The following is a 6,646-nucleotide window of genomic DNA, read 5'->3' on the forward strand; positions in this document are numbered from 1 at the left end:
GCATCAAGTAATCAGCGCGTGTCGGCCGCCGAGGGCCACTTCCGATCAATGGATGCTGCGGTCAGGCGAGGACGTCGGCCAGGTCGTAGCCGGCGACGGTGTCGAGCTGGTCGTAGGTGCACGACGTGGCGTCGCGGTCGGGGCGCCACCGCTCGAACTGCACGGTGTGACGGAAGCGGGAGCCTTCGAGCTGGTCGTAGCGCACCTCGAGCACGAGCTCCGGACGAAGGCGGACGAAGGACCCATCCTTCGCCCCGCTGAACCGGGACCGCTCGCTCTCGCCGGTCACGGCCGCACCGGATTCGTCGCGCTCGACCAGCGGTTCGAGTTCTGTCACGAGCTCGCGCCGGCGCGCGTCGCTCCAGGCGGCGACGCCGCCGACCTGGCGCAGCGAGCCGTCGGCGTCGTACAGGCCGACCAGGAGCGAGCCGACTCCGGAACCCGACTTGTGGATGCGGTAGCCGAGCGCGACGACGTCGGCGGTGCGCGCGTGCTTCACCTTGATGAGTGTGCGCTTGCCGGGTGCGTATGGCTGATCCAGCGGTTTCGCGACGACGCCGTCGAGCCCGGCACCCTCGAACTCCTCGAGCCAGCGCACGGCCGCATCGCGATCCTGCGTGGTGCGGGTCACGTGAAGAGGGTGTCCGACACCGTCCATGAGCTTCTCGAGTCGCTCGCGGCGCTCTCGGAACGGCGCCCTCGTGAGGTCTTCGTCGCCCTCGGCCAGCAGGTCGAACGCGACGAACATCGCCGGCGTCTCGGCAGCGAGCCGCGCGACACGGGAGGCGGCGGGATGGATGCGCTGACTCAGTGCCTCCCAGTCGAGGCGCTGCTTGCCGCTGCCGGTGGCCACCACGATCTCACCGTCCAGCAGGCAGGAGCCCGGCAGCAGGCGCGACACGGCATCGACGAGCTCGGGGAAGTACCGGGTCAGGGGTTTGGCGCCGCGGGAACCGATCTCGACGGATTCGCCGTCCCAGGCGATCAAGCCGCGGAAACCGTCCCATTTCGGCTCGAACAGCAGGCCCCCTGGGGTCTTCGCCGGATCGGGGACGGCCGGGGCCGCCTTCGCGAGCATCGGGGCAGGGATGTCGTAGCGCATGGCTCCATCCTGGCCGCCCGGGGCAGACAGGGGAAGGGAGGTCCCGGGGCGCCCCGATCAGCCGAAGAGGTCGTCGAGCCGGTGCGGGCGCCCGGCATCCGACAGGGCGGTGCGCGCGGCGTGCCATCCTGCCATGCCGTTCACGCCGGGACCGGGGGGAGTGGCGGCGGACGCCAGGTATACCCCGGGCATCGGGGTCCGCCACGGGGCGGTCGACGCCGTCGGGCGGCGTATGGCCTGCAGCATCGTGAATTCGCCCCCGAGGATGTCGCCGCCGATCGCCGCGGGGTTGATCGTCTCGCGTTCGTTCGCGCGGACCGCGTGAGTGGCCAGGATCCGATCCCGGAACCCCGGGGCGAAACGCTCGATCTGGCGCGTGATGGGCTCGACCGGGTCGAGGTCGGAGTCGGCGGGAACGTGCATGTACGCCCAGAACACCGCCTTGCCCTCCGGGGCTCGGGTGTCGTCCAGCACCGAGGGCTGCACACCGAGCACGTACGGCGTGTCGGAGACACGGCCTCGCGCGACCGCGTTCTCGCTCGCCCACACCTCGGCGCGAGTACCGCCGATGTGCACGGTGGGCGCGGAATGGACATCCGGATTCGTCCACGGCACGGGACCGTCAAGTGCGAAATCGACCTTCGCGGCGGCTGCGCCGTAGCGATACCGGCGAAGCGCGCGCGCGTATCGCGGTGGGATGTCCGGGTGCGTCAGCGCGACCCAGGGCGAGGTGTTCAGCAGCAGCAGGTCCCCTCGAGCGGGGTCGCCCCAGTCGAGAGCGGCGAGGTCACGGACGTGCGCACCGGTCTCGACGACGCCGCCGTGCGCTTCGAGATCGGTCTGCAGGGCATCGGCGATCGACTGCGCTCCGCCCCGCGGGTACGCCCAGCCGCCCGCATGCCCCTGGGCTGCCAGCAGCAGACCGGCCGCGGCCGAGCCCAGCGAGGGCAGAGCTGTGTTCGCGTGCGCGACGACGCCGGCCAGCAGCGCCGCCGCCTCCTCGGTGCGGAAGGTGTGCGCTGCGAGCCGCGTCCCCTGCTGCAGTGCGCGCAACCCGAACCGCACGGTGGTGATCGGATGCCGCGGCAGCCGAAGCAGCGCCGAGCCGGTGAAGTCGAGGACGCCCTCGATGTGCGAACTCAGCGGCCCCAGGAGGCTCCGCCAGGCGCCGGCATCCACGCCCAGCCCCTCGGCCGTGCGCTCGAGGTCGTGCCAGGCGATCGAGGCTTTCCCCCCATCGAGCGGGTGCGCGTAGGCCATCTCGGGAATGATCCAGTCGATGCGTTCGCCGAGTCCGAAGGCGCGGAAGAACGGCGACGAGTACGCCGCGGGGTGAACCGCCGACCCGATGTCGTGGATGAAACCGGGAAGGGTCGATTCGGCGCTGCGCAGGCCACCGCCGACCAGCGTGTCCGCCTCCAGTACGCGAACCTCGTAGCCGGCGCGCGCCAGCGTCACGGCTGCAGCGAGACCGTTGGGCCCTGAACCGATGATCGTCGCGCGTGCCATGCCGACAGTCTTTCACGCCCGTTCACCGGCGCGCAGTGGCCGGATCGACAGGTATGTCACCACGAGGCCGCTGCAGGTGCGATCCTTGAGAGTAATGAATGAAGTACAGGGGCCGACGCCCGCAGGCACGTCACGTCCGTACAAGTCCCTACCCGAAGCGCTGCGCGCGCATCGGGTTCCCCTCGAGAACTATGACTTCATCGACTCCGTCGTGAGCCAGGTGGGGGTCACGAGCCTCATCGACCGCGGCCGCTACATCGAGGCCATCCGTCGCGGCGAGGGTGCGCCGCTCCACATCGGCAAGAGCTACACCAACGGATTCACCGAGGACGAGCAGATCATCGTGGGCTCGGCTCCGCTGCGCATGCGGCCGAGCGAAGGGCGCCCACCCTACTTCTACGTCGCGCACCCCAGCGAGTTCCGTCCGATCGTGCCGTCGAAGGCGGCGCGCGAAGGCGGCGTGCGCACGTCGGGCGCACGCCCCGCGGCACCGAAGACTCAGCGCACTGCCACGAAGCCGATCGAGCGTGATTATGGCGTGTGCGACGTCTGTTTCATGGTGCGAGGAGCCGCCGGCAACTGCGGCTGCGACTGACCGAGCCGCTCACTCCCGCCGGAGCAGGCTGACCCGCTGATCCGATTCAGACGAAAGCGCTCATCCCCGTGATGTCGCGTCCGAGCAGCAGCGCCTGCACGCTCTCGGTGCCCTCGTAGGTGTGGATCGCCTCGATGTCGGCCATGTGCTGCATGACCGTGTTCTCCAGCAGGATGCCGTTGCCGCCGAGGAGGTCGCGGGCCAGCGCCGCCACGCGACGGGCCGCGCGCGTGTTGTGGAATTTCGCCAGCGAGGCCTGTGTCGGCCGCAGTTCGCCGGCGGTCTCGAGATCGGCGAGGCGACGGCAGTAGAGCTGCATCGCCGTGAGGTCCTCGAGCATGTGGGTGAGACGCTCCTGCACCATCTGGAACTTCGCGATCGGCTTGCCGAACTGGATACGGGTGGTGGCGTACGACAGTGCCGCCTCGTAACAGGCCGTGGCGTGGCCGAGCGCCGACCAGGCGACCCCGGAGCGGGTCGCATACAGCACGGTGGAGGCATCCTTGAAGCTCTTGGTGCCGGGAAGCACCGCGTCCGCCGGCACCCGCACGTCGTCGAGCAGGATGTGCGCCTGGTGAATGGCGCGCAGCGATGCCTTCCCGCGGATGACGGTGCCGATGTAGCCGGGCCGGTCCTGCTCGATGAGGAAGCAGCGCACCGCACCGTGCTCGGCCGCCGACTCGTCGTCGATGCGCGCCCAGACGAATGTGATGCCGCCGGAGGCACCGTTGCCGATCCACTTCTTGGCCCCTCGGATCACCCAGCCGTCGCCGTCGCGCCTGGCGACCGTCTCCAATGACACCGAGTCGGAGCCGTGGTCGGGCTCGGTGAGGGCGAACGATCCCAGCACCGAGCCGTCGGCCAGTCGAGTCAGCCACTTGTCCTGCTGCGCGGGGGAGCCGAACAGAGCGAGCGTACGCAGGGCCAGCCCGCCCTGCACGGCGAGGACTGTCCCGAGCGAGCCGTCGCCGCGGGAGATCTCCATGTTGATCAGTCCCGCTGCGAGAGGCGAGAGTCGGGTGAGAGAGGGGTGGTCGATGCCATCCACGACGAGATCCAGCTCACCCATCCGCCGAACGGTGTCGAGCGGATACTCCGCACGATCCCAGGCGTCGGCCATCTGCGGCGCGACCTCATCGACGTAGGCCTTCGCCCGGTCCCACGCGGCGCGGTCTTCGGGCCCGATGTCGCTGAAGACCGCGTAGTAGTCGCTGTCCAGGCGCGTGCTGGTGTCGTAGCTCTCGACGCTCTGGCCGGGGAAGGAGGGGGCTTCGTCGCTCATAGAGCGCAACTCTACTCGTCACGGCATTCAGTGTCATGGCGTGAGGCACTCAGTTTCACCCGCGAGGCGCTGGCTCCTCTCGGCCGGAAAGCCCGGGTTCAGCCGAGCTCGTTGCGCAGACGCCGCGAGATCTCGGCGACAGGCATCGACCGGGGGAAGACGGCGACGACCACGTCATCGGCCGCAGAAGCGGCGGGGTCGCCACCGACGCCGTAGCGTCGCCGGGCCCCGGCGAGTGCACTCTGCAGCGTCGAAATCGGCACTCGCTTGGTGTCGCGGAGCAATTGGCGAAGCACATGATTGTGCACCGCGGTGACCAGGGCCGAGAAGCCGACGGCGTCGAGGGGGTCGATTCCCGGGAGGGCGCCGCGCAGGTACTCGTCGAAGAGGCGCTCATAGCGGAAGACCGTGATGATCTCTCGTTCGCGCAGTACGGGAACCTGCCGTACGACGTGGTACCGGCGGCGAGCCATCTCGGGATCGCGTGCGAAATGGGCGAACACCCGCTCCGACGCATCGCACACGGCCGTCCACGGGTCGTCGTGGCCCTCGTCGAGGAACGCGCGCACCTCATCGAGGAGCACCTCATGGTCGGCGAACACGACGTCTTCCTTGCCGCCGAACTGCCGGAAGAACGTCGATCGGGAGACGCCGGCGGCGCGGGCGATCTGCTCCACCGAGGTCTGATCGTAGCCCTGCTGCTGGAACAGCTCGAGCGCTGCGGCGACGACGCCCGAGCGCGGTTCTGCGGACTCATGCATAGCGAGAAGCCTAGACCGGCGTGTGGCAGCCGCCCAGTACGCATCGAGGGGCCGTCCGGGGCGGTGTGCGCCGAGTAGTAGGCTGGGGGATCGGGTCGATTCATCTATCGGCAACCGACAATCTTGTCGCGTCCCACCCGCCGCAACCAGCGAAGGACTGCACGTGGATCTCTACGAGTACCAGGCACGAGACCTTTTCGAGAAGTACGGGGTGCCGGTTCTCGCCGGCATCGTCGCGGACACCCCCGAGGAGGTGAAAGCGGCTGCTGAGAAGATCGGCGGCGTCGTCGTCGTCAAGGCTCAGGTCAAGACCGGCGGTCGTGGCAAGGCCGGAGGCGTCAAGGTCGCGAAGACCCCCGAGGAGGCCTACGAGGCCGCGAAGGCGATCCTGGGCCTGGACATCAAGGGGCACGTCGTCAAGCGCGTCATGGTCGCGCAGGGTGCGGCCATCGCCGAGGAGTTCTACTTCTCCGTACTGCTGGACCGCGCGAACCGCTCCTACCTGAGCCTGTGCTCGGTCGAGGGCGGAATGGAGATCGAGCAGCTCGCCGTCGAGAAGCCGGAGGCGCTCGCACGCGTCGAGGTGAACCCGCTGACGGGCATCGACAAGACGAAGGCGGTCGAGATCGCTCGCGCGGCGAACTTCCCGGAGGACCTCATCGAGAAGGTCTCCGACGTCTTCGTCACGCTCTTCGAGGTCTACAAGGGCGAGGACGCGACTCTCGTCGAGGTGAACCCGCTGGTGCGCACCGAATCCGGCGACATCATCGCGCTCGACGGAAAGGTGACTCTCGACGAGAACGCCTCCGAGATCCGCCACCCCGAGCACGAAGAGCTCGAGGACAAGGATGCCGCCGACCCGCTCGAGGCCAAGGCCAAGCAGAGCGGACTCAACTACGTCAAGCTCGACGGCGAGGTCGGAATCATCGGCAACGGTGCCGGACTCGTCATGTCGACCCTGGACGTCGTCGCCTACGCCGGCGAGAAGCACGACGGCGTGAAGCCGGCGAACTTCCTCGACATCGGCGGCGGCGCCTCTGCCGAGGTCATGGCCGCAGGCCTCGACGTCATCCTCGGCGACCCGCAGGTCAAGAGCGTCTTCGTCAACGTGTTCGGCGGCATCACCGCGTGCGACGCCGTCGCGAACGGCATCAAGGGCGCTCTCGAGACTCTCGGGGCGACGGCATCCAAGCCGCTGGTCGTCCGTCTCGACGGCAACCGGGTCGATGAGGGTCGCGCGATCCTCGCCGACTACGCACACCCGCTCGTCACCCTCGCCGCCACCATGGACGAGGGCGCCGACAAGGCCGCCGAGCTGGCGAACGCCTGAGCCTGACTGAGACTGCGAAGGACTAGAGAAATGTCGATCTTCCTCAACAAGGATTCCAAGGTCATCG

6 protein-coding genes are annotated in these 6,646 nt (G+C 68.7%); 2 read left to right on the plus strand and 4 right to left on the minus strand.

The features are described 5' to 3' along the window. Positions 1–61: 61 nt before the first annotated feature. Both RIN18_RS11880 and RIN18_RS11885 read right to left on the minus strand, forming a co-directional pair. A complete protein-coding gene (locus RIN18_RS11880; protein WP_309104182.1) occupies positions 62–1,102 on the minus strand; it encodes an ATP-dependent DNA ligase in 1,041 nt (346 codons plus the stop codon). 57 nt (positions 1,103–1,159) lie between these two features. Further along, the gene (locus tag RIN18_RS11885; RefSeq protein ID WP_309104183.1) at positions 1,160–2,611 is read right to left on the minus strand and encodes an NAD(P)/FAD-dependent oxidoreductase; all 1,452 of its coding nucleotides are present in this window, start codon (positions 2,609–2,611) and stop codon (positions 1,160–1,162) included. A 94-nt stretch (positions 2,612–2,705) separates the two neighbouring features. On the opposite strand from RIN18_RS11885, the gene RIN18_RS11890 reads away from it, so the two are divergent. Further along, entirely contained in the window at positions 2,706–3,206 is a 501-nt protein-coding gene (locus RIN18_RS11890; protein WP_309104184.1) for a hypothetical protein, read from the plus strand. A gap of 46 nt (positions 3,207–3,252) precedes the next feature. On the opposite strand, the gene RIN18_RS11895 is transcribed toward RIN18_RS11890, so the two are convergent. Both RIN18_RS11895 and RIN18_RS11900 read right to left on the minus strand, forming a co-directional pair. Further along, positions 3,253–4,488 carry an acyl-CoA dehydrogenase family protein gene (locus RIN18_RS11895; protein WP_309104185.1) on the minus strand — a complete coding sequence of 412 codons (1,236 nt, stop codon included), beginning with the start codon at positions 4,486–4,488 and terminating at the stop codon, positions 3,253–3,255. Positions 4,489–4,586: 98 nt separating this feature from the next. Continuing rightward, positions 4,587–5,249 carry a helix-turn-helix domain-containing protein gene (locus RIN18_RS11900; protein WP_309104186.1) on the minus strand — a complete coding sequence of 221 codons (663 nt, stop codon included), beginning with the start codon at positions 5,247–5,249 and terminating at the stop codon, positions 4,587–4,589. A 163-nt stretch (positions 5,250–5,412) separates the two neighbouring features. Here RIN18_RS11900 and sucC point away from each other — a divergent pair, with 163 nt between their 5' ends. Further along, positions 5,413–6,579, plus strand: coding sequence for an ADP-forming succinate--CoA ligase subunit beta (gene sucC, locus RIN18_RS11905; RefSeq protein WP_375163527.1), 1,167 nt, complete (start codon positions 5,413–5,415; stop codon positions 6,577–6,579). Positions 6,580–6,646: the final 67 nt, after the last annotated feature.

It is taken from the genome of Microbacterium sp., assembly GCF_031179285.1.
Taxonomy (GTDB): domain Bacteria; phylum Actinomycetota; class Actinomycetes; order Actinomycetales; family Microbacteriaceae; genus Microbacterium.